20 protein-coding genes are annotated in these 20,265 nt (G+C 62.8%); 13 read left to right on the forward strand and 7 right to left on the reverse strand.

What is annotated here, in order from left to right:
• Positions 1–88 precede the first annotated feature (88 nt).
• Both HGP13_RS17285 and HGP13_RS17290 read left to right on the forward strand, forming a co-directional pair.
• The gene (locus HGP13_RS17285; protein ID WP_172227566.1) at positions 89–2,008 is read left to right on the forward strand and encodes a potassium transporter Kup; all 1,920 of its coding nucleotides are present in this window, start codon (positions 89–91) and stop codon (positions 2,006–2,008) included.
• Between the two features lie 35 nt (positions 2,009–2,043).
• Positions 2,044–3,072 carry an aldehyde reductase gene (locus HGP13_RS17290; protein ID WP_172227568.1) on the forward strand — a complete coding sequence of 343 codons (1,029 nt, stop codon included), beginning with the start codon at positions 2,044–2,046 and terminating at the stop codon, positions 3,070–3,072.
• A gap of 34 nt (positions 3,073–3,106) precedes the next feature.
• Here HGP13_RS17290 and HGP13_RS17295 read toward each other — a convergent pair whose 3' ends face one another.
• A complete protein-coding gene (locus HGP13_RS17295; RefSeq protein ID WP_172227570.1) occupies positions 3,107–4,000 on the reverse strand; it encodes an SDR family oxidoreductase in 894 nt (297 codons plus the stop codon).
• A gap of 136 nt (positions 4,001–4,136) precedes the next feature.
• Between HGP13_RS17295 and HGP13_RS17300 the strand changes: the two genes are divergently transcribed.
• The 3 genes from HGP13_RS17300 to HGP13_RS17310 all read left to right on the forward strand — a co-directional run bounded on the left by HGP13_RS17300 (position 4,137) and on the right by HGP13_RS17310 (position 8,729).
• The gene (locus tag HGP13_RS17300) at positions 4,137–4,547 is read left to right on the forward strand and encodes a helix-turn-helix domain-containing protein (protein WP_172227572.1); all 411 of its coding nucleotides are present in this window, start codon (positions 4,137–4,139) and stop codon (positions 4,545–4,547) included.
• Between the two features lie 52 nt (positions 4,548–4,599).
• A complete protein-coding gene (locus HGP13_RS17305; protein ID WP_172227574.1) occupies positions 4,600–5,886 on the forward strand; it encodes an NAD(P)/FAD-dependent oxidoreductase in 1,287 nt (428 codons plus the stop codon).
• Positions 5,887–5,948: 62 nt separating this feature from the next.
• Positions 5,949–8,729, forward strand: a complete 2,781-nt coding sequence (locus HGP13_RS17310) for a CHAT domain-containing tetratricopeptide repeat protein (protein ID WP_172227576.1) — start codon at positions 5,949–5,951, stop codon at positions 8,727–8,729.
• Positions 8,730–8,767: 38 nt separating this feature from the next.
• Here HGP13_RS17310 and HGP13_RS17315 read toward each other — a convergent pair whose 3' ends face one another.
• A complete protein-coding gene (locus HGP13_RS17315; protein ID WP_172227578.1) occupies positions 8,768–9,490 on the reverse strand; it encodes a glutathione S-transferase family protein in 723 nt (240 codons plus the stop codon).
• Between the two features lie 98 nt (positions 9,491–9,588).
• On the opposite strand from HGP13_RS17315, the gene HGP13_RS17320 reads away from it, so the two are divergent.
• The 3 genes from HGP13_RS17320 (at position 9,589) to ilvC (ending at position 11,907) form a co-directional block, all read left to right on the forward strand.
• Positions 9,589–10,047 carry a MarR family winged helix-turn-helix transcriptional regulator gene (locus HGP13_RS17320; RefSeq protein ID WP_172227580.1) on the forward strand — a complete coding sequence of 153 codons (459 nt, stop codon included), beginning with the start codon at positions 9,589–9,591 and terminating at the stop codon, positions 10,045–10,047.
• Between the two features lie 160 nt (positions 10,048–10,207).
• Complete coding sequence (locus HGP13_RS17325; protein ID WP_172234754.1) at positions 10,208–10,861, forward strand: TetR/AcrR family transcriptional regulator; 654 nt, start codon at positions 10,208–10,210, stop codon at positions 10,859–10,861.
• 26 nt (positions 10,862–10,887) lie between these two features.
• On the forward strand, positions 10,888–11,907 hold the full coding sequence (gene ilvC / locus HGP13_RS17330; RefSeq protein ID WP_172227582.1) for a ketol-acid reductoisomerase: 1,020 nt from the start codon (positions 10,888–10,890) through the stop codon (positions 11,905–11,907).
• Between the two features lie 106 nt (positions 11,908–12,013).
• Here the strand turns inward: ilvC and HGP13_RS17335 are convergent, their stop codons facing one another.
• On the reverse strand, positions 12,014–12,433 hold the full coding sequence (locus HGP13_RS17335; protein WP_172227584.1) for a cupin domain-containing protein: 420 nt from the start codon (positions 12,431–12,433) through the stop codon (positions 12,014–12,016).
• A gap of 57 nt (positions 12,434–12,490) precedes the next feature.
• On the opposite strand from HGP13_RS17335, the gene HGP13_RS17340 reads away from it, so the two are divergent.
• On the forward strand, positions 12,491–12,964 hold the full coding sequence (locus HGP13_RS17340) for a MarR family transcriptional regulator (RefSeq protein ID WP_172227586.1): 474 nt from the start codon (positions 12,491–12,493) through the stop codon (positions 12,962–12,964).
• A 146-nt stretch (positions 12,965–13,110) separates the two neighbouring features.
• On the opposite strand, the gene HGP13_RS17345 is transcribed toward HGP13_RS17340, so the two are convergent.
• Positions 13,111–13,647: a BA14K family protein gene (locus tag HGP13_RS17345; protein WP_172227588.1), complete on the reverse strand. Its 537-nt coding sequence runs from the start codon at positions 13,645–13,647 to the stop codon at positions 13,111–13,113.
• Between the two features lie 188 nt (positions 13,648–13,835).
• On the opposite strand from HGP13_RS17345, the gene HGP13_RS17350 reads away from it, so the two are divergent.
• Both HGP13_RS17350 and HGP13_RS17355 read left to right on the forward strand, forming a co-directional pair.
• Positions 13,836–14,948, forward strand: a complete 1,113-nt coding sequence (locus HGP13_RS17350; protein WP_172227590.1) for an endonuclease/exonuclease/phosphatase family protein — start codon at positions 13,836–13,838, stop codon at positions 14,946–14,948.
• Between the two features lie 5 nt (positions 14,949–14,953).
• Positions 14,954–15,670, forward strand: coding sequence for a hypothetical protein (locus tag HGP13_RS17355; RefSeq protein ID WP_172227592.1), 717 nt, complete (start codon positions 14,954–14,956; stop codon positions 15,668–15,670).
• On the opposite strand, the gene HGP13_RS17360 is transcribed toward HGP13_RS17355, so the two are convergent.
• Complete coding sequence (locus tag HGP13_RS17360) at positions 15,667–15,909, reverse strand: hypothetical protein (RefSeq protein ID WP_172227594.1); 243 nt, start codon at positions 15,907–15,909, stop codon at positions 15,667–15,669. The genes HGP13_RS17355 and HGP13_RS17360 overlap by 4 nt on opposite strands.
• A gap of 222 nt (positions 15,910–16,131) precedes the next feature.
• Here HGP13_RS17360 and HGP13_RS17365 point away from each other — a divergent pair, with 222 nt between their 5' ends.
• Together HGP13_RS17365 and HGP13_RS17370 are read left to right on the forward strand one after the other, a co-directional pair.
• Positions 16,132–17,295 carry an IS30 family transposase gene (locus HGP13_RS17365; protein WP_172227285.1) on the forward strand — a complete coding sequence of 388 codons (1,164 nt, stop codon included), beginning with the start codon at positions 16,132–16,134 and terminating at the stop codon, positions 17,293–17,295.
• 47 nt (positions 17,296–17,342) lie between these two features.
• Positions 17,343–18,230 carry a DMT family transporter gene (locus HGP13_RS17370; RefSeq protein WP_172227596.1) on the forward strand — a complete coding sequence of 296 codons (888 nt, stop codon included), beginning with the start codon at positions 17,343–17,345 and terminating at the stop codon, positions 18,228–18,230.
• A 7-nt stretch (positions 18,231–18,237) separates the two neighbouring features.
• On the opposite strand, the gene HGP13_RS17375 is transcribed toward HGP13_RS17370, so the two are convergent.
• Both HGP13_RS17375 and HGP13_RS17380 read right to left on the reverse strand, forming a co-directional pair.
• Positions 18,238–19,455, reverse strand: a complete 1,218-nt coding sequence (locus HGP13_RS17375) for an ABC transporter permease (protein ID WP_172227598.1) — start codon at positions 19,453–19,455, stop codon at positions 18,238–18,240.
• 94 nt (positions 19,456–19,549) lie between these two features.
• Positions 19,550–20,263: an ABC transporter ATP-binding protein gene (locus tag HGP13_RS17380; RefSeq protein WP_172227600.1), complete on the reverse strand. Its 714-nt coding sequence runs from the start codon at positions 20,261–20,263 to the stop codon at positions 19,550–19,552.
• Positions 20,264–20,265 lie beyond the last annotated feature (2 nt).

Consider the following 20,265-nt stretch of genomic DNA (forward strand, 5'->3'; position numbering starts at 1 on the left):
GTTGCCGGCATGGGAGCCATCACGCGACGGCACTTGATATTGCATTGCAGCAAGCGTAGAGCACCGCGCGCTTATCGGAGTGTCGTCCATGGCCCTTGCCAATGCTGGTAGTGAGGCAGAACCCGTCGAACTGTCGAGCCATCCGGAGATTGAACAGCATAGCACCAAGGTGCTGATGCTGGGCGCGCTCGGCGTTGTCTATGGAGATATCGGCACTAGCCCGATCTATGCCTTTCGCGAGGCGCTGGTGGCGTCGTCCCACGGCACCGTCGCGGATCGCGGCGATATCCTCGGCGTGCTGTCGTTGATCATCTGGTCGCTGACGATCACCGTTACGATAAAATACATCATGTTCGTGCTTCGCGCCGACAACCGCGGCGAGGGCGGCGTGCTGTCGCTGATGGCGCTGGCACGCGGCAGTTTCCCGAAGCGTTCAGCGGTGATTTTGGGCATCGGTATCGTCGGCGCCTCGCTGTTTTTCGGCGATGCGGTCATTACACCGGCGATTTCAGTGCTTTCGGCGGTCGAGGGCATGAATGTCGTTACGCCTGCTTTCCAGCCTTACGTGGTGCCGCTGACCCTGGTCATCCTCGCCATGGTTTTCGCGGTGCAACGTTTCGGCACGGGCGGGGTGGGGCTGGTGTTCGGCCCGGTAACCGCGGTCTGGTTCCTGGCGATCGGTCTTTCCGGCCTGAAACATATCATCAACGATCCGGAAATCCTGCTCGCGATCAGCCCGCACTATATCGTCGCCTTCCTGATCCATTCGCCGGACGTAGCCTTCGTCACGGTCGGCGCAGTCTTTCTCGCCGTGACCGGTGCGGAAGCGCTCTATGCCGATCTCGGCCATTTCGGCCGCAAGCCGATCGTGCTGGCCTGGCTGGCGATCGTATTTCCCTGTCTGCTGCTCAACTATGCCGGGCAGGGCGCCTTCGTGCTGGCCAAGAACGGCATCGTCGGCCATCCGTTCTTCGAAATGAACGAGGGTTGGGCTCTGATTCCCATGGTCGTGCTGGCTACCGCCGCGACGGTCATTGCCAGCCAGGCGGTGATTTCGGGTGCCTTCTCGCTGACCAGGCAGGCGGTGCAGCTCAACATGCTGCCGCGGTTGGAAATCCTGCACACGTCGGAAAGACAGTCCGGACAGATCTACATGCCGCGTGTCAACCTGTTGCTGGCGCTGGTGGTGATGATGCTGGTGGTCGGCTTCGGCGAGTCCAGCAAGCTCGCCTCCGCTTACGGCATCTCGGTGACCGGCAACATGTTGGTGACGACGGTGCTGCTCTATGTCGTGATGACCCGCATCTGGAAATGGAAGCTGGGGGTGGCGATCCCACTGACCGCACTGTTTGCCTTCATCGACGTCGGCTTCTTTGCCTCCAACATCGTCAAAGTGTTCGAAGGTGGCTGGGCTTCGCTTGCGGTGGCCTTCACCATCGTTCTGGGCATGTGGACCTGGGTGCGCGGCAGCCGCTATCTGTTCGACAAGACCCGCCGCAACGAGATCCCGCTCGATTTCCTCGCCGCCAATCTCTTGAAGAAGAAGCCGCAGCTGGTGTCCGGCACCGCGGTGTTCCTGACCAGCGATCCGCTCAGCGCGCCAACCGCTCTGATGCACAGCCTCAAGCACTACAAGGTGCTGCATGAGCAGAACGTAATCCTTTCGGTGGTGACCGCGCCGCAGCCGGTGGTGCCGGACAGCGAGCGGGTCAAGATGGAGACGGTCAACGAGCTGTTCATGCGGGTGACTTTGACCTTCGGCTACATGGAACAGCCCAACATTCCGCGCGCTTTGGCGATCTGCCGCAAGCAGGGCTGGAAGTTCGACATCATGACGACGTCGTTCTTCCTGTCGCGGCGCTCGCTCAAGGCATCGCCCAATTCCGGCATGCCGGTGTGGCAGGACAAGCTGTTCATCGGCCTGGCACGCACGGCCGCCGATGCAACCGAATATTTCCAGATCCCGACCGGGCGTGTGGTAGAAATCGGCACTCAGGTGGCGATCTGATCGGCTTGATCGCCTCGGCCTGACAGGAGGCGGACATGAGCGGCGAATTGGTGCTTGTCACCGGCGGATCGGGCTTCCTCGGCGCCCACTGCATTATCGCACTCTTGAAGGCGGGCTACCGCGTGCGCACGACCGTGCGCTCCGCCAAGCGGCAAGCCGATGTGCTCGCTATGCTGAAGGCCGGCGGCGTTGAGCCGGGTGACAGGCTCTCCTTTGCCATCGCCGACCTCATGAGCGACGCAGGCTGGCCGCAAGCGGTCGCCGGCTGTGACTATGTGCTCCATGTCGCCTCGCCATTTCCGCCCGGCGTGCCGAAGCACGAGGATGACCTGATCATTCCGGCTCGTGAAGGCGCATTGCGGGTGCTGCGGGCGGCGCGGGACGCCGGTGTGAAACGTGTCGTGCTGACCTCGTCCTTCGCAGCGATCGGCTACGGCAAGATGCCGCCCGGGCCATTCACCGAAGAGAGCTGGACCGATCCGATGGCCAAGGTCAGCGCCTATGTGAAGTCGAAGACGCTTGCCGAGCGCGCGGCCTGGGATTTCATCGCCACTGAGGGCGGCAAGCTAGAGCTTGCGGTCGTCAATCCGGTCGGCATTTTCGGGCCGGTGCTCGGGTCGGACCATTCGACCTCCACCGAATTCGTCCAGCGCATGATGAACGGTGCCATGCCGGGCCTGCCGCGCCTGTCCTTCGGCGTTGTCGATGCGCGCGACGTGGCTGACCTGCATGTGCGCGCCATGACCAATCCGGCGGCGAAGGGCGAGCGCTTCCTGGCTGTATCAGGTGATTTCATGACCGTGCGGGAGATCGCGCAGACCTTGAAGGCGCGGCTCGGCGATGCGGCGGCACGCGTCAAGACGCGGGAGCTTCCCGATTGGCTGGTGCGGATCGTCGGGCTGTTCAACGCGGAAGCCGCGCAGCTGGTGACGGAATTGGGCAAGGTCAAGAATGCCACCAACGCCAAGGCGGTGCGCCTGCTCGGCTGGGCGCCGCGCTCGCGCGAGGATGCGCTGGCCGCTACCGGCGAGAGCCTGATCCGGCTCGGCCTGCTCAAGAAGTAGCGCGGCGGCAGGAAGACCAGCCGCCGCGAAGTTTTCAGCCGGCCAGAGCGGCTTTGTTGGCCTCAAGAAACTGCTTCAGCGTCTGGGGCTTCCTGCCGGAAAGCGTTTCGACCGCGTCCGTCACCATGGCGATGCGGCCGGACCGCGTGTTGGCGTCGAAGGAAACAATGATACGGGCGAAGTCCTCAGGAAGGCCCGCTGCCTTGACGCCTTCGGTCAGCGCCTCATCCGGCAGCTGGATGACTTCCAGCGGCTTGCCGGTGACTTCCGTCACCAGAGCGGCAATCTCGCTCGTCGTATAGGCGTGCGGGCCGGTCAGCGTGTAAATATTGCTCTCCTTTGTGCCGGATGCGAGGCCTGCCGCGATCGCAGCGGCCATGTCGTCACGGGCGCCGTGGGCGATGCGGCCATTGCCGGCCGAGGAGTACCACTTGCCGGATGCAATGGCGTGCGGCAGCGCCAGGAACAGGTTCTCCTGATACCACCCATTGCGGAAGATGGTGTAGGGGATGCCGCTCGCCTTGATCGCCTGCTCGGTGCCGTAATGGTCGCCGGCGAACAGCACCGGCGAAACAGGTTCAGGATTGGGCATCGACGTATAAAGCAGATGCGAAACGCCGGCTGCCTTGGCCGCCGCCACCGCGGTCTGATGCTGCTTCAGGCGACGGTCGCTCTTGAGGTCGAGATCGCCGGTCGAGACGATCAGCACGCGGTCGGCGCCGGCAAATGCCTTCTCCAGCGAAGCCGGATCGTTGAAGTCGGCCGCCCTGACGGTGACGCCAAGTGCCGCCAGGTCGGCGAGGTTTTCGGGGCCGCGCGTGGTGGCGATGATGCTTGCCGGCGCGACTTTCTGAGCGTCCAGCAGATGGCGGATGACGGCGCGGCCAAGCTGGCCGGAAGCGCCGGTGACAAGGAGGGTTTCGGTCATGGGGAGGTCCTGATTTGCGCCAGCGTGGCGGGTGCTCATAATGGTCTCAAAAAGAGACCAGCACTAAAATAGGAATTGACCCGGTGCCGTAAAGAAGGCAGTTTTTCGGGAGGTAGGCACACACAGGGAACCAGCCATGGACGGCAAGATCGTCAATCTGAAATCGAAGATCGAGATCTATAAAGCCATGACGGCCGGCGCCAACTTCGCCGACTGTCCGGTTCGCGACGTCATGCAGGGCGTCAACGGCAAATGGAGTCCGCTGCTGGTGATGGCGCTCGCGGAGAAGCCCTATCGCTTTGGCGAACTGCGGCGGCTCGTTCCTGATATCTCGCAGCGCATGCTCACCCAGACGCTGCACGAACTGCAACGCGACGGTTATGTGCGTCGCGAAGTGTTCCCGACCAAGCCGCCGAGTGTCGAATACAGCCTGACCGATCTCGGGCGCTCGATGTTCGGCGCCTTGCACCAGCTGATCCAGTGGGCCGAGCTCAACCACGATGCGGTGCGCGCGGCGCGTGCCGGCTTCGACGCAACACAGGTTTGAACAGCCGGGCAGCGTTCGCGCCGCGACTTGATTTCATCAGGCGCCTGAAGGATTGTCCCGGCCAGTTCGGCTTGGGGGCATCGGCATTTCCTACGACATCGCAATTGCAGGCGCTGGCCCGGCGGGGCTGGCCATGGCGCTCTATCTCAAGCGTGCCGGGCATAGGGTCACCCTCGTCGAGCGCTTCGAGGAGCCGAAGCCGGTCGGCTCCGGGCTGATCCTGCAGCCGACCGGCTTGACGGTTCTGGCCGATCTCGGCCTGCTCGATGACATACTGGCGCTCGGCGCCCGCATCGACCGGCTGCATGGCGCCGACGCCTCGACCGGCCGCACCGTGCTCGACGTCCGCTACGACGCCCAGCGCGGCCACCGTTTCGGCCTGGCGGTGCACCGCGCGGCCCTGTTCGGCGTGCTGTTTCGCGCCGCCCGACGTGAGGCCATCGCCATCGAGACGGGCGTCGAGATCGAGACCATGGAGGCCGGCGAACGGGCGACGCTGATCTGTGGCAATGGGCGACGGGCAGGGCCATTCGACTTGATTGTCGACGCCAGTGGTTCGCGCTCGAAACTGCGGCAGAGCGTGGGCAATGCAGGTGCACCACGGCCACTCACCTATGGCGCGTTCTGGGCCTCGCTCGACTGGCGCGGCGAGGGCTTTGACGAACACGCGCTTCTACAGCGCTACGACAAGGCCTGCGTGATGATCGGCGTGCTGCCGATCGGCCGGCCGGAACCGGGCGCCGAGAGGATGGCGGCCTTCTTCTGGAGCCTGAAGCCGGCCGATGCCGATGCGGTGCGCGCTGTCGGCATCGATGCCTGGAAGGAACGGGTGGTGCGGCTGTGGCCGCAGAGCGAGGCGTATACCAGCCAGATCGACGGTTTCGATCAGCTCTCGCTGGCCCGCTACGGCCATCACACGATGAAGCTTCCCGTCGGTCGCAGCTTGGCCGTCATCGGCGATGCCGCGCATTCGACCAGCCCACAGCTTGGGCAAGGGGCCAATATGGCGCTGCTCGACGCGGCGGCGCTCAGCCATGCGCTGGCGCGCACGCAGAGCGTCGAGGCAGCGCTTGAAACCTACGCCAAGGCGCGGCGCTGGCATGTGCGTGTCTTTCAGGCGCTGTCGCTGGCGTTCACGCCGTTCTACCAGTCGGATTCCACGGCGCTGCCCTTCATCCGCGACAGGCTGGTGGCGACCATCGCAAAGATCCCACCGGCGCCGCAGCTTCTGGCCTCGATGGTCGCCGGCACGGTGATCGATCCGTTCAGGCGGGCAGGGCTTAGGGAAGCGCGGTGGGATTTCGGACAAAATCGGGTTCATGATACGACCGCGTCATAGAGTGTTCGTCTGGGCCGATCCGCATGCACGCCATGTTCAGAGCGCGAAAATCGCAACATCTGATGCGCATCGTTGCATCGTTCCTGTTGATGCTGGTCGTGGCATTGCCTCTCCCTCAGGCCCAAGCCCAGACGCCAGCCCAGGCCAGCCAGCAGGGGGCGGCTGACAGTCAGGAGGCGCTGAAAGCCCGCATCGACGCGGCCTACAAGCTGATGATGGACGCGGGACGCTTCGATGAAGGCTACGCGCAATTGCGCGCAACGCTACTCGATGCCGCCAGAAGCGACCTCTACGAATTCACCGTGGAGAGCTATTCGAACGCAGGCGCGACGTTCCTGAACAACCAGATCCTCGACCATGCCGAGGAGATTTTTGCCGAAGGGCTGAAAACCCGGGCGATGCAGCAGGATGTCGAGAAGCGCGGCGACTTTTATCTCAATTACGCGATGCTGAAGCAGGCCGAGAAGGACTATAAGGGCCTTGTTTCCATGTGCGCGACAGCGACCAATCTATACGCCCATTACCATGGCAAGGAATCCCAGGAACTCCTTTATGCCAATGATGTGTTGGCGACCGGGGTTGCCGCATTCGGTCAAATCGCTTCAGCCATCAATATCGAACAACGCAATCTGAAGCTGGCCGAGCAGGTGACCGGTACCGATGATCGTTTCATCTGGAAGCTGCAGAACAATCTGGCCGACATGCTGCGTCAGATGGGGGCTCCGACACGTGCCTTGCAGTACGATCTGGCCGTGCTGGAGAAGCGGATCGGCTACTACGGTCCAAATCATTTCAACGTTTTGGTCAGCGCCAACAACACGGCGCAGGACTATCTGAACCTTGGCAAGTACGACGAGGCGTTGCGTCACTTCCAGCAGGACCGGGACATTGCCGTCGTTCTCAAGCAGGAAGGCAATCTGGTCGAACAGGCCGACGCATGGCTGCTCTACACCAGGGTGCTCTCTGGTGCGCAGCCGTTCGACCAGCCGACGCTGGCACGGCTGCAACAACTGACCACCGACCCGAACTATCCCGAAATACTGGCAATCAACATCGCTCACCTGCTCGCCGCGCATTTCATCGCAGTGGGCGACCCGGAAAACAGTATGAGCCAACTTGAGCGAGCCCAAAGCATCGCCGAAGCGACATACGGGGTGGTGCACCCGCTGACCTTTGCCGCGCGGCAGGGTTTGGCCAATCTCAAGGCGAAGACGAATCCGGAGGCGGCGGCCGCCGATTTCGCGGCACTCGACGATGACATGCTGCGTTGGAATTGGTTTCAGGTAAGCACCGCTGGCAACCCAGTCGTCGCCGAGGCCAGCCGAGCCCTGGCTGACGACATGCTGTACGACTATGCGCGCCTGGCAAAAGACAATGCATCGGTGGTGCCGGCATTTGCCGAAGCCGTGCGCCGCTGGCCGACGCTTGAAAATGAAAAACGCGATCTGTTGCGAAGACTGTCTCGCTTGATCGATCCGAACGATGCGGAGACACGGTATTTGATCCAGACCGGGATCCGGCTGTCGCTGGCCTATCAGGAGGCGGCGTCCAGCGGTGACAGTTCCGACGATCCAGGTGCGGTGCAGCCGGAACAGGTCGAGGCTGCATACCAAAAGGCCACCGCCAGAGTCATGGCCAAATACAGTTTCAGCCAGAGCGTGGTGGACAAGCCGCTGCCGTCGGCCGATACACTGCTGAAGCCAAACGAGGTGTTGATCGACTACTTCATCACCCGCAAGTGGCGGGCGGATCGGGAGAGTGCTTATCCGCTGGAAGATGAGCGCCTCTATGCCATCGTCACGCGCAAGGACCAGCAGCCTAGCCTCTACGATCTCGGCGATCCGCGCCGGATCATCCCGGCCGCTCGCGAAACACGCATGGCAAATCTGCGGTCGACGCGTTCCGCGCAGGAGCGCGGCGCCGTGACATTGATCGATCTGAACGCCACATTCACCGGCCTTTATGCCGGTCTGATCGCACCGTTGGAGCAATCGCTTGGCGGCGCCGACACGCTTTTCGTGGTGCCGGACGGAAAGCTGTTTTCAGTGCCGTTCCCCTTGCTGCAGGACGGTGAGGGCGCGTGGCTCGACGACCGCTTCGTCGTGCGCATGCTGACGAGGCCGGAAGCGCTGTTGAATGCCGGCGTCGATCAGGGTTTTCCCAAGACCGGTAAAGCTTTGCTGGCCGGCGGGTTGGACTATGCGCGAGGGTCGGAGAAGGGAGCGGAGCCGCTGCCAGGGACCCGCAAGGAGGTCGATACGATCGCCTCGATTCTGCGTGACGATGACTATTCGGTCGAAATGCTTACCGGACCGGCGGCCAGCGAACGGACGTTGCGCGAGGATATGGAGCAGGCGACGATTGCGCATCTGGCCACCCATGGCGCCTACCGCGATGAGAAAGAGGGCGGTGTGGGCGCCGTGAATGCGCTTTGGCAGAGCCAGGTCGTGCTGTCGCAATCGGGAGACCGGCAGTCGATGAAACGTGACGATGATGACGGCCGGCTCTATGGCATGGAATTGATGAATTGGAATCTGTCGGGCCTGGACCTGCTTGTCCTGTCCGCCTGCGAGACGGCACGTGGCCAGGAGACGTTCGTCGGCGGCTTACGTGGCCTGCCGACGGCCATCGACATTGCCGGCGCCAAACGCGCGCTGCTGACGCTGTGGCCGGTGGACGACGCCGGGACCGCCGCCTTCATGGTCGGGTTCTACAACCATCTTGCCGCTGGACAGACCTATCCGGAAGCGCTGCGCCAGACCCGCCGCGATGCTCGTGACGGCAAGATATTGGGCGCCCAGGACCCGCGGGTCTGGGCTGCCTTTGTCATGTTCGAGAACTGAGACCGGTCAAAGCGACTGCTTGCGTGTGAGCTGAGCTTTCAAGCCGATCGCGCCAACGCAAATGGCCCGGCTTGATCGTTTGGGCGGATGAGGCTCGACAGAAAAGACCCCTTTGCCTGCAGGAAGGCGTGCAGGCGCTGCGGATAGTCCGGCGCCACGGCGTGCCTGATCGACGGCCGATCACGCAGCGCCTGCCGCCAGGCCTGGACGTGCGGCTTGCCATCCAGGATGCCGAAATCGCCGATCCGGTCGAAAGCGTCGAGATATCGGAAAACTGGGCCGTAGACCGCATCGACGAGCGAGAAGCGGTCGCCGGCGAACCATGGGCCGGTGCCATCAGCCAGTTCGGCCTCAAGGCGATCAAACATTCCCGACAGGGCGCGGGACTCGGCGAGGAAGCCGGCCTCGGTCGGTGCCGAATAGAGCCGGCCGATGGCGTTCAGGCTGGCCGAGCCGAACTCGATCCAGGCGCGCTGGCGGGCGCGGGCATAGGGGTCGGCGGGGTGCAGAGGATTGGCCTGGGTCTCCTCGAGGAATTCGAGGATGACCGCGGATTCGAAGATTGTCGTTTCCTCGCCATTTCGCTGCACGCGCAGCAGCGGCACCTTGCCGAGCGGCGAGATCGCCTTGAACCAGTCCGGCTTGTCGGCGAGGTCGATGTCGACGCGTTCGAACGGCACGCCCTTTTCGGTCAGCGAGATCGCCGCGCGCTGGACATAGGGGCAGAGAGGATGGCTGACGAGAACGAGTTTGTCGGACATGATTTGCCTTTCGGTATTAATGCAATTGCATCTATGTAGATGCAGATGCATTGATCGTCAAGCTTGATGCAATTGCATCTATCTCTTATGGTACGGTCATGACCGAGAAAGCCACGCCTTCGCCGGAAGCCATCCAGGCCTGGGCTCGCCTGATGCGCGTTTCGCGCCAGCTGGTGGAGAGTGCTGAAGACGCGTTGAAGCAGGGCGGCCTGCCGCCGCTTGCCTGGTACGATGTGCTGCACGAGCTCGCCGAGGCGGGTGAGGGTGGCTTGCGGCCGTTTCAATTGATCGAGCGCACTCTGTTTGCGCAATACAACATCTCGCGGCTTCTGGCCCGGCTCGAGGTCGACGGGCTGGTGGAGAAGCTGACGGTGGTCGACGACGGCCGCGGCCAGACCATCCGCATCACGGCCAAGGGGCGAGAGACGCGCCGGCGGATGTGGGCCGTCTATGGCAGGTCGATCGCCGAACTGGTTGGCGCCAGGCTTACGCCGGACGAGCTGAACACGATGTCGGCACTGCTTGGCCGGCTGCGCCATCCGCCTGCCGGAGATTGAGGCTGGCCTGAGCTGCTATTGCGCACCGTCGCGATTTGCAGGCGAATATTTCTACTTTTCCCTCTTGCGCCGATCACCGGATTGCGCAATATGCCGAACCGTAACGTACGGTACGGCTGTGGGATGATCCACGGTGTTGGCCATCGAACGGGAACAGAGCGTGTTGCTGGCAAACGCCGACATCGATAGCAGCCAAGCGCTGACGGAGCGGCAGAAGGCCGTTCTGGATGCAGCATTGCGGCTGCTGGTCGAGGAGGGCGATCAACTGACCATGACCGCCGTGGCCAGACGGGCCAGTTGCTCCAAGGAAACGCTCTACAAATGGTTCGGCGACCGCGACGGGCTGTTGACGGCAACCGTGCAGTGGCAGGCTTCCAAGGTGCGGGTGGCGCCCGTCGACGGCAAGGGCCTTGACCTTGCCTCGCTGGCGGCAAGCCTCGAGCGCTTCGCTTCTGACTGGCTGAAGGTGATTTCCAGCGATACTTCGATCGCGCTCAACCGGGTGGCGGTCAGCCATGCCGGCTCGGGTAAGGATAACCTTGGCGCCGTCGTGTTGGAAAATGGTCGCTTCGCGTTGGCCAAGCGGCTGAAGCCGGTGCTGGAGGCAGGCCGGCAGGCAGGGCTTTTGGATTTCGCGGATGCCGAGACGGCGTTCCGTAGCTTTTTCGGGTTGGTCGCCCGCGACGTGCAGATCCGTCTGCTGCTCGGCGACCGGCTGGAATTGACTGAGGCGACGATCGGCGGCGATGCCGTCCGCGCGACGCAGCAGTTTCTCGCTCTTTTCGGAGCAAAAACCAGGCCGCAAGGCCTCTGATCTCAAGAAACGGGAAGGAAGACAAAATGCGCGTCTATTACGATCGTGATGCCGATCTTAACCTGATCAAGGGCAAGAAGGTCGCCATCATCGGCTATGGCAGCCAGGGCAGGGCGCATGCGCTCAACCTCAAGGATTCCGGCGCCAAGGAGATCGCCATCGGCCTCAAGGCCGGCTCGGCGACCGCCAAGAAGGTCGAGGCCGACGGGCTCAAGGTGATGAGCGTGGCCGACGCCGCCAAATGGGCCGACCTGGTGATGATGGCGACGCCCGACGAACTGCAGGCCGACATCTACAAGAACGAAATCGCGCCGAACATCCGCGACGGTGCGGCGATCGCCTTCGCGCACGGCCTCAACGTGCATTTCGGCCTGATCGAGCCGAAGTCGACCGTCGATGTCGTCATGATCGCGCCGAAGGGCCCGGGTCACACCGTGCGCGGCGAATACCAGAAGGGCGGCGGCGTGCCGTGCCTGGTCGCCGTCAACCAGGACGCTTCGGGCAATGCGCTTGATCTCGCGCTGTCCTACGCCTGCGGCGTCGGCGGCGGCCGTTCGGGCATCATCGAGACCAATTTCCGCGAGGAATGCGAGACCGATCTGTTCGGCGAGCAAGTCGTGCTCTGCGGCGGCCTGGTCGAACTGATCCGCGCTGGCTTCGAGACGCTGGTGGAAGCCGGCTACGCGCCCGAGATGGCCTATTTCGAGTGCCTGCACGAGGTCAAGCTGATCGTCGACCTGATCTATGAAGGCGGCATCGCCAACATGAACTACTCGATCTCGAACACCGCCGAATGGGGCGAGTATGTCTCGGGCCCGCGCATCATCACCGCCGAGACCAAGGCCGAGATGAAGCGCGTGCTGAAGGACATCCAGACCGGAAAATTCACCTCGGAATGGATGCAGGAATACCGCTCCGGCCTGTCGCGCTTCAAGGGCATCCGCCGCATGAACGACAGCCACCAGATCGAGGAAGTCGGCGCCAAGCTGCGCGCGATGATGCCGTGGATTTCGAAGAACAAGCTGGTCGACAAGGCCAAGAACTAAGGGTTCATACTCAGTCGTACCTCAATCAGGCTCACTGCGAATGGTCGCAGTGAGCCAGTCGTAACGATACACCCGCACTGCTGGGTGCCGCCCCTCGGCTGGGGACCTACGCGGGCACGAGCCCGTGGCGCAGCATGACCTCGTTCGCCTTGGCCAGGTCGGGCTTGCCGGGGACATTGATGACCTCGGCAATCTCATCGAAGTAGCGGCGCCCGATGGACCCCGGCGTCAGAACGGCCAAAGTCCGCGAGACGCCGTCGTGCAGATTCTCGTGGTGGTGGACACTTCCGCGCGGAATGAAGACGGCATCTCCCACGCCGAGTTCCTGCTTTCGGTCATTAACGGTGATCGTCAAAATGCCTTCCAGCCCATACAGCGTTTCGTCCGCCTCCTGATGGTAGTGTGGCGCGGGTACGCGGGCGCGGGATGGGACAACGAATTCAAACACGGTTGCACCCTTGTCTGAGACCAGGAAGCGCAACTCCAGCTCACCGATCCTCAGGACGCTCTGTGTACTCGCTTCCATCGACATGTTCCTTGTTGTAAAGTGGCTTTACGAAATTTGTAAAAGGACTTTACAACAATGTCAACGGCCGGTCAGACGACAGAACCGCCGGAGCCCGAAAGAGAGCTTGGCCCGCCGTTCTTCGGGGCTCTCCTGCGCATCACCTGGCAACACGTTCGCAACCAGATGCACAGGGCCATTCATGACGCCGGCTTCACCGACTTCCAGGACGCTCACTTCGCCGTGTTCTCGTATCCCCTTCCAGATGGCGTAAGGCCGTCGGAACTGGCTCGCCAGAAGCGAATGTCGAGGCAGGCGGTCAACTACCTGCTCATCCAGCTCGAGGAGCTCGGCTATATCGAGAGGCGCTCTCCCGAGGGCAGCGACCGGCGCCTCATCTACCTGAGCGCGCGCGGGTGGCAGCTTGTCGAGACGATTTTCACCTGCCTGCGGCGGTTGCATGCGGAATGGGCGCAGGAGATCGGTGAGCAGCGGTTCAACGACTTCCTTGGCGTGTTGAAGCAGCTGTCCGCGAGGGCGCAGGAGGATTAAGCCAAAGATCCAGGCCAGTAGCCGACCGATCGCGCCGGAGCGCTGCGCGTCACTGTGCTCGCGGTTCCGTTGAGCCGTGGAGGCTCGGTGCCAGCGCACGAAACGGCGCCGCGATGCGCGGCGCCGTTGGCTATTCGTGGGTCAACTCAGCTATAAGGCGACCAGCACTGCTGGCGCGGGCCGTTATAGGGCTGGAACGTGTTGTCGTAAGCGCGATACGACCGGTACCTGTTGTAGCACCACCGGACATGGGCGTTGGAAAGTCGCCCGGCGCGATAGTAGCGGCGCGGCGGTGGCGCATAGTAATCGTAGTTGTTGTACATGCTGCCAAGCCCGAGCCCCAGACCAAGGCCCAAAACCGCGGCAGCGCCATCGTCATAGCCACCGTGATAGTGACGGCGACCTTGGCGCCAGCGCCAATCGTCACCTCCGCCGTTCCAATTGCCGCCGTTCCAATTGCCGCGGCTCCAGTTGCGACGCCAGTCATGGCGGCGCCATCTCCAGTCGTCGTTGCCGCCCGCCCAGCCATCACGAACCGGCGTGACCGTAGGTGCCGCGGTGCTGGCGGGAATCGACAGATCCGGCTGCAGGATCGGTCCGGCGGCCGACGGTGCCGCAATGCCGGAGACAATGCCGAGCGCAATCAGCCCGGATTTTACGGTGGAAGAAAAGAGCGAAATCATTGCACTCTCCAAGAGATACAGGCCCCACGCCTACCCTGGAATGGGGTCACTGTGGATCTTTGCATCTGAACGGCGGATGAACGGAAAGGTTCCGTCAACCATGGCGCGAATGCCGCCAGGACCAATCGATCCCTGCTTGTGGTTCTGCGATCTTGTCTTCTCCAGCACTTGCAGGCAAAGGTCAGGACATGTCGCTGCGCCTTGCCACCTTCAATGTCGAGAACCTGATGAACAGGTTCGATTTTTCCGGCTATCGCAACCAGCTCAACGAAGATCGGACGCTGGCGCTGTTCGATATCCAGAGCGAGGCCGAGTACAAGATGCTGGAGCAGGCCCGCGCCATCGCCCAGTCCGACGACACGCGCCAACTGACGGCGCTGGCGATCGCCGCCACCCGTGCCGACATCATCTGCATGCAGGAGGTCGACAATATCGAGGCGTTGAAGGCCTTCGAATATGGCTATCTGTTCAAGATGGTGGGGCAGGGCTACCGGCAGAAATACACCACGTCGGGCAATGATTCGCGCGGCATCGATGTCGCCGTGATGATGCGCAACGAGACCGCGCAGGGCCAGCCGATCGAATTCGTGCGCATGACCAGCCACGCCTACGTCACCTACGAACAGTTCGGGCTGCACACGCCGGAACTCTTGGCACTTGGCAACCAGGCCAATGAACGCATCTTCCGCCGCGATTGCCTGGAGGTCGACATCACCGTCGGCGGCGTGCCGCTGACGCTTTATCTCGTGCATTTCAAGTCGATGGGCTCGCCGCGCAACGGGCTCGATGGACGCGAGGCGACGATGCCGGTGCGCGTCGCCGAGGCGCTAGCGGTGCGCCGCATCATCGAGGAGCGCTTCGGCGGGGATCATGCCGCCGACAAGCGCTGGGCGATCTGCGGCGACATGAACGACTACCGCCAGCGCGTGAAGATCGCCGGCGACGATGTCGACGGCTACCGTTTCGAGATGGTCGACGAGAACCAGTCCTGCATCAATGTGCTGACGGCCGGCGGCTTCTGCGAGAACGTTGTCGAGCGACGGCCGGAAATGAACCGCTGGACCTTCTATCACACGCGCGGGCCGGACGAGCGGCATCTCTGCCAGCTCGACTATATCCTGCTCTCCAAGGGGCTGGCGGCAAAGAACGCCACCGCCGTTCCCGACATCATCCGCAACGGCCAGCCCTGGCGCACGATCTTTCCGGCCGGCCAGGAAGTCGAGCGCTTTCCGCGCGCCGGCTGGGATCGGCCGAAAGCGTCGGACCATTGCCCGGTGGCGATCACGCTCGATATGGCTTGAACCGCATGAGCTTCAACCTGCCGCGCAATGTCATTCTGCCGGTCGATGCCATCGACGTCCGGCTCGATCCCGGCCCGCATCCCTTCGCTCGCGACAACGAGCAGGCGATCACCGAGAACTGGCAGCGTGAGATAGCCGCCAATCCGGCGCTGTTCGATGGCACCGTGGTGCTGCTCTCGCAGCTCGCCTGGCGCGACAATCGCCTTGTCGGCCGCTGCCATGCGGTCAACTATTCCACCTTCATGCTCTGGCGGAAGCGGCGCGAGAACTCCGGCGCCGAGCATGCCTATGGCCACGCCATGCTGGTCGCCGGCGACAATGCGCTGGTGGCGATCCGCATGGGGCCGCACACGGTGGGAGCCGGCAGCGTCTACTTCGCCGCCGGCTCCTTCGAGCCGATCGATTTCCGCGATGGTCTGGTCGATGTCGATTTCAACATGATCCGCGAGGTGCGCGAGGAAACCGGGCTCGACCTGTCGGCGGCCAGGCGCGGCGTGCGCTGGCACGCTTTGTCGACCGCAAGCGGCACGGTCATCTTCCGTCGCTATCATGTCGATGGGCCGGCCGATGAGGTCGCGCGCCGGATCTCAGCCTTCGTCGCCACTGAGACCGATCCGGAGATCGAAGGGCCGGTGATCATCCGTCATGCCGCCGACCTGCCTGAGGGGCTGTCGCCGCACATGAAGCCACTGGTCGAATGGCATTTCGCGGGCAAGGGTTAGCGACGCGTCCCGTCCTGCGGCGCCTTGCGATCATTGCGGGCGGCGACGAAGAACAAGATAAAGCCGATGCCCAGCAACCCACCCATGGCCATCCCCATCGTCTGACCGACAACGGCCTGGAAATCTGGTGTGACGTGGTCGGGATTGGCCACGCCGTAACGGGCGAGATACCACCAGATGCCCGCCAGGAAGGCTTCGATGATCACCATCAGGATCAATACACGGGCTTTACGGCTCATCTCATTGTCCTTGCTTCGGTCATGCCGGAACTGATCCGGCCCTCATCGCGCGTATCAGGTCGCTGGTCGAGTGGCATTTTGCAAGTGGCTCTTCCTGAATCTGGCAGTCCCGGAAATTGATGTGCATGAGCGGGATTGGTCCGGATGGAGCCCGCAAAAGCGAATGTACAAAATGGAAGGGTGGGTTCAACCGGTCGTCGCAACACGCTTTAATCTGAGAGGATGAAGAGGTGTTGCATGGTGACGTCACGGATCTGGTTTACGTCAGCGCAGAAGGTCGAGCTTTGGGAGCGATGGAAGCAAGGTCAGAGCATTTCGTCGATCTCGCGGGCACTGGACCGCCGGAACAAGACCGGCGTTCAACGGATCGTATCCTTACACGGCGGCATTGCTCCGTCAGCTAGGCGTAGAGCGGCCTTGGCGCTCGGGCTGGCGGAGCGCGAAGAGATCTCTCGCGGGATCGCGGCGGGTCTTGCGATCCGCGCTATTGCACGAAGTCTCGGGCGATCCCCATCGACAATATGTCGCGAGATCTCGCGCAATGGCGGTGCACAAGCGTATCGTGCAACCCGGGCCGACAAGTATGCTTGGGAGCGAGCGCTGCGCCCGAAGCGGTGTCGCCTGGCATGCTCTGGGCGGCTACGGTGGCGGGTGGCGCAAAAGCTAGCGCTGCAATGGTCCCCGGAGCAGATAGCGGGCTGGCTGAGGCGAGAGTACCCAGGCGATCCAAGCATGCGGATATCTCATGAAGCGATCTATCGCAGTCTATTCATCCAGTCGCGAGGTGTGCTCAAGAAGGAACTAACAGCGCACCTGCGTACCAAACGACAGATGCGGCTCGCCAAAGGCGCACAGAGCCGGACGGGGCAAGGACAAATACTCGATATGATCTCCATCCGCGAGCGCCCCGCCGAGGCTGAGGATCGCGCCATCCCAGGCCATTGGGAGGGTGATCTGCTCACCGGGGCGAACGACACGCACATCGCCACCCTCGTCGAGCGACACAGCCGGTTCACGATGCTTGTAAAGGTGGCGAGGAGGGACTCGGCCACCGTCGTGGCGGCCCTCGCCCAGACGATCGGCACATTGCCCGAAGAGTTGCGGCGCTCGCTAACGTGGGACCAGGGCAAGGAGATGGCTCGGCACAAGAGCTTCACCGTTGCAACCGATCTACAGGTCTACTTCTGCGATCCGCGAAGTCCCTGGCAGCGCGGCAGCAACGAAAATACCAACGGCCTGCTCAGGCAGTACTTCCCGAGAGAAACCAACCTCTCCCATGTCTCGCAGGCCCAACTCAACGCCGTCGCCCTGCGGCTCAATCAGCGACCCCGAAAAACCCTGGACTTCGAAACGCCGGCCGATAGGCTACAGAAGGTGTTGCGATGACCGGTTGAACCCACCAAGTCAAACCGGCGCTGGCGCGAGCCACGATCATGCTTTCCGCCGGGATGGCCATTTCAGGCACGGCGGGTCTGTTTTCCATCGAGTCCGGTCAACCGACACTCAACGTCATCTTTTTTCGCTGTGTCTTCGGCGCGACAGCCCTTGTTGGATGGAGCGCCCTGCGAGAGGGATGGAAGAGCCTCTTCATCACCGACAGGGCACTGTGGCCACTCGTGCTCGTGAGCGGCATTTGCCTCGTGCTGAACTGGGTGGCCTTGTTCCAAGCCTTCAAACTGACGTCGATCGGGTTTGCGACGATCATCTATCATCTGCAACCGTTCTGGATCGTGCTGGCAGGCGCGGTTTTGCTCAAAGAAGGGTTGTCGCGGCACAAACTGGGGTGGATCTGCGTCGCCTTTCTCGGCCTCGTTCTGACGATCATACCGAAACTCGGCGTCATGCGGGCGGATCATGACTGGCTTATCGGCGTCGGCCTGGCGCTTGTCGCGTCGCTATTTTATGCCGCCACCACCTTGACCACGCGAGCCGTCAAATCGGTGAAGCCGAGCGTTCTGAGCGCACTTCATTGCCTGATCGGCGTCATCGTTTTCGCGCCGTTCGTCGATCTGGCCGCACTTCAGGGCGGCGACAATGGCATGTGGGGCTGGCTTGTCGGCCTTGGCGTCATCCATACCGGCATCGTCTATATCCTGCTCTATTCGTCCTATCCCAAGCTGCCGATCACAGTCATCGCGGCGGGATCTTTCCTCAATCCGGTTGCTGCCCTGTTGTCCGATTTCCTCGTCTTCGGTCGCTCACTGACAGCCATGCAAGGCGCCGGGCTGGTGCTGATCCTGCTCGCGGGCCTTGCCGTGAATCTGGGCTGGCCGTTCTTCCTCATTTCGCCGCGCAAGATCGCGCCGCCGCAAGAATCCTGACCGCTTGCTACTCGTGCCGCAGCGCGTCGATCGGGTCGAGCCTGGCGCCGCGCAGGGCGGGGAAGAAGCCGAACACCATGCCGATCAAGGCGGAAAAGCCGACCGCGAGCAGAATGACGGCCGGACTGGGCGCAAAGGGTATCGTCAGCGTCACCGAAGCGAGGCCGGCCAGCGCCAGCCCGATCAGGATGCCGATGATGCCGCCGAGCAGCGACAGCACCGTCGCCTCGACCAGGAACTGGATGAGGATGTGCTTTTCATGGGCGCCGATGGCGAGCCTGATGCCGATCTCTCGGGTGCGTTCGGTGACCGAGACCAGCATGATGTTCATGATGCCGATGCCGCCGACCAGCAGGCTGACGCCGGCGACGGCACCCAGCATGCCGGTCATGGTGGTGGTGGCGCTGGCCATGGCGTCGGCGATCTGGGTCATGTCGCGGATGCCGAAATCGCTCTCGCGGTCCGGCGTGATGCGGCGTGCATCGCGCAATATATCCTCGACGCGTGGCTGCAATTCGCTGGTCGGCGTGCGGTCGTCGGCGGCGATGTAGATGTTGTCGATGTCGCGGTTGCCGGCGATGCGGCGCTGATAGGCATGCAGCGGCATCAAGACGACATTGTCCTGGTCCTGGCCGAAGCCGGTATAGCCCTTGGGCTCGAGCAGGCCTATGATCTTGCAGGAGGTGCGGTTGACGCGGATGATCTCGCCTTCGGGATCGCCGGCGCCGAAGAATTGCTGGCGCACCGTCTCGCCGATCAGGCAGACGCCGGTGCCCGAGCGGGTTTCGGAATCGCTGAATGGCCGGCCGGACAGCAGCTTCCAGTCGCGTGCGTCGAGATAGGCGCTGTCGGTGCCGGTGACACCCGAGGTCAGGCTCTCGGTGCCGAAGATGACGCGCACTTGCTTCTGCGAAGCCGGCGAAATGGCGCGCGCGCCGGTCAGATGCGCGACCAGTGCTTCGAGGTCCTTTTCGGCCAGCGGCCGCACCACCTGGTCGAGCCCGCCAGGACCGCCGGGGCCGGCCGGGCGGCCGGAACGGACGACCAGCAGGTTGCTGCCGAGCTTGGAAATGTCGGCCTTGACCTTTTCTGTCGTACCGGAGCCGATAGTGAGCATGGCAATGACGGCGGCAACGCCGATGACGATGCCGAGCAGCGTCAGGAACGAGCGCAGCACGTTGCGGCGGATCGAGCGCAGCGAGAGGCGGACGGTTTCCCAGATCATGGTCAGAGCCTTCCATCCCGATAGAACCAGGATGGGGCTCTATCTCTGTGTTTGGCCGTGATCTTCTCCGAAAACCGGATTCCACCTTTCGGGATCATGGCTGAGCCACTTCCAGCGTCGCGGTATCCGAGGCAACGCGGCCGTCGACGAAGCGGATGGTGCGCCTGGCATATTCGGCGACATCGGCCTCGTGGGTGACCATGGTGATGGTCAGGCCAAGCTCCTCGTTCAGCTTCGTCAGCAGTTCCATGATTTCATGCGTGCGGGCGGTGTCGAGATTGCCGGTCGGCTCGTCGGCGACGAGCAACGTCGGCCTTGTGACGATGGCGCGCGCGATCGCCACGCGTTGCTGCTGGCCGCCGGACAACTCGGCCGGCGTGTGGTGCTCGCGGCCGACAAGGCCGACCTGGGCCAGCGCCTGCATCGCAAGGTCGCGGCGCTCGCGGGCGGCGACGCCGCGATAGATCAGCGGCAGTTCGACATTTTCGGCGGCGGTGGTGCGCGCCAGGAGATTATAACCCTGGAAGACGAAGCCGACATAGAGGTTGCGCAGCATTGCGCGGCGGTTGCGGTCGAGCCGGCCGGCATCGATGCCCATGAAGGAATACGTTCCGGCGGTCGGCGTGTCGAGGCAGCCGATGATGTTCATGGCTGTCGACTTGCCGGAACCGGACGGACCCATGATGGCGACGAATTCGCCACGCCTTATGGCAAGGTCGACGCCGGCCAGCGCGTGGATCCGGGCCTCGCCCTGACCATAGCTCTTCCAGACCTTGTCGAAGGTGATGAGGGGCGCACCCACGGCCACGG

It is taken from the genome of Mesorhizobium sp. NZP2077, assembly GCF_013170805.1.
Lineage (GTDB): Bacteria > Pseudomonadota > Alphaproteobacteria > Rhizobiales > Rhizobiaceae > Mesorhizobium.